We start from the raw sequence: 1887 nt of genomic DNA, 5'->3' as shown, positions 1-1887 counted from the left end.
AATCCATTCTCATCCTGATTGACGCGCTCTCTCACCCAGATTGTCGCGCTACACGCAATACCATTCTGAACGGTGACAGCGTGCAGTTGATGCGCGCACTCCCGCGTAATGAGGTGGATTTCATCCTGACAGACCCGCCTTATCTGGTGAACTATCAGGGCAGGGATGGGCGGAAGGTTCGCAACGACGATAATGCGCGCTGGCTCCGGCCCGCTTTCAACCAGATGCACCGTGTTCTGAAATGGGGCGGGTTTGCCGTTTCGTTCTATGGCTGGAACCGCATCGACTTATTCGCCGATGCCTGGAAGGCGGCGGGATTCCGCATGGTCGGGCATATCGTCTTTCGCAAGTCCTATTCGTCCTCTTCCCGGTTTCTCCGGTATGAACACGAAAGTGCCTATCTTCTGGCCAAGGGCAATGTAACGCCCCCGGCAAAACCTATCCCCGATGTGCTCGACATGCCCTATTCAGGCAATAAACTGCACCCGACACAAAAGCCGGTGGCGGCCTTGCTTCCCCTGGTGGAAGCTTTCTGCCCTGTAGGCGGTCTGGTGCTGGACCCGTTCGCGGGTTCCGGTTCGTCGCTGGTGGCGGCGCAGCATCTTGGGCGCGACTGGCTGGGCATGGAACTGGACCCGGAGCACGCGGCCACGGCGACCCGTCGGCTGGCCTGGCACGGGGCAGGGAGGGCGGCGGCGTAAGCCGCCCTTTTCTTTCTTCACGCTGACCGGGCGGCCAGAAAATCGCGCCGGTCCTTCGGGACCGGCGGTGGGGACGCGCTGCCCGCACGTGCGGCGCTCGCCGGCATGGCCGGCTCGCAAGGTTCAGTGAAACAGGGGGCTGGACCGGCGCCCTTTGATCCAATCCCAACGCTGCCAGGTCAACGCGCCGCGTTCCTGGCGCGAGCGGAAGGCACCGACAAGGGCGCCTCGGTCAGGATTGTCCGGCGCGCTCCGCGCGCTGTCCCGATCGTGAAAACGATGTCGGGAAACTGGCTTCTATTCCCTGGATATATCGGAACCGTCCCGGCATGTGTGAGATATTCCATTCCACGGAAAGGATGCGATCCATGCTGCTCGGTCTCGGAATTGCCCTTGGCGTCGCCGGTATCGGTTTCCTGTGCTGGCTGCTGTTTCTCTGTGCGGTCTATGCAGCTCCCCTGTTTGTGGCGGCAATGGTCTGCACCACATTTTATGACCACGCCATGATGTCCGGCTCTCATGCCATCCTTGCTGGTATCGCCGCCGGGATCATGGTTCTGGTGCTCGGTCAGGCGATCCTCGTCTCCTCGCACGATCCCGTCCTGCGGGTTACGGTCTCGCTCCTGCTTGCTTTGCCAGCCGCGCTGGCTGGATTTGGCATGACGCTGGGGTTCAGCGGTCTGGGCGATATGGGTGCCATTCCCTCGTATATCTTCGCGACATTTGGGGCGCTGTGCGTCGGTGGGGCCGCATGGACGCGGCTATGCGCCATCCAGCCCGCCTGAAAGATGGTCCCTCCGGCGAACCGGAAGGGCCGGGGGGGGCAGTCCACATGGGACGATTACGCCTGACTCCATGTGTCGCATTTACGCACTTCCTCCATCGAAAGGGCTGAGCACGGACCGGCGGATGGGATGTAGGATTGTCCAGCGTCACGCTGAGATACGTCCATTCATGTGGTGAGGTATGTGCCTGCCGCGTCCATCATGGTTTTCCAGCATCGGTATGGGTGTGATCTCTGTCACAGGCCCGCAGTTCGGTACGACTGGTAACGGCCCCGGATTGTCCCGAGACGCAGGGAGACGTCACCATCAGACCCACGCCCCAGTCATGAAACACGACGGACTGGCCCTGGGCTGTGCCCCATGGCGTGGTGTAGGAACTGGATTGGCTGCTGAGGCGGCCA

Annotated in this window: 3 protein-coding genes; 2 read left to right on the top strand and 1 reads right to left on the bottom strand. The window is 61.6% G+C overall.

Annotation, left to right across the window (positions count from 1 at the left end; translation table 11 throughout):
* The first annotated feature begins 5 nt into the window (after nucleotides 1-5).
* Entirely contained in the window at nucleotides 6-701 is a 696-nt protein-coding gene (locus tag ABF821_RS20920; RefSeq protein ID WP_415531463.1) for a DNA methyltransferase, read from the top strand.
* Between the two features lie 368 nt (nucleotides 702-1069).
* Nucleotides 1070-1486 (top strand): hypothetical protein, encoded by a 417-nt coding sequence (locus tag ABF821_RS20915; protein ID WP_012553486.1) that lies wholly within the window; start codon nucleotides 1070-1072, stop codon nucleotides 1484-1486.
* Nucleotides 1487-1685: 199 nt separating this feature from the next.
* Here the strand turns inward: ABF821_RS20915 and ABF821_RS20910 are convergent.
* The coding region (locus ABF821_RS20910) for a hypothetical protein (RefSeq protein WP_415531462.1) at nucleotides 1686-1887 on the bottom strand (202 nt) is incomplete at its 5' end.

The sequence above is a fragment of the Gluconacetobacter sp. genome, assembly GCF_047721585.1.
Lineage (GTDB): Bacteria > Pseudomonadota > Alphaproteobacteria > Acetobacterales > Acetobacteraceae > Gluconacetobacter > Gluconacetobacter dulcium.
Note: the sequence above shows the minus strand (reverse complement) of the source record. Positions and strands in the feature narration are given on the sequence as shown.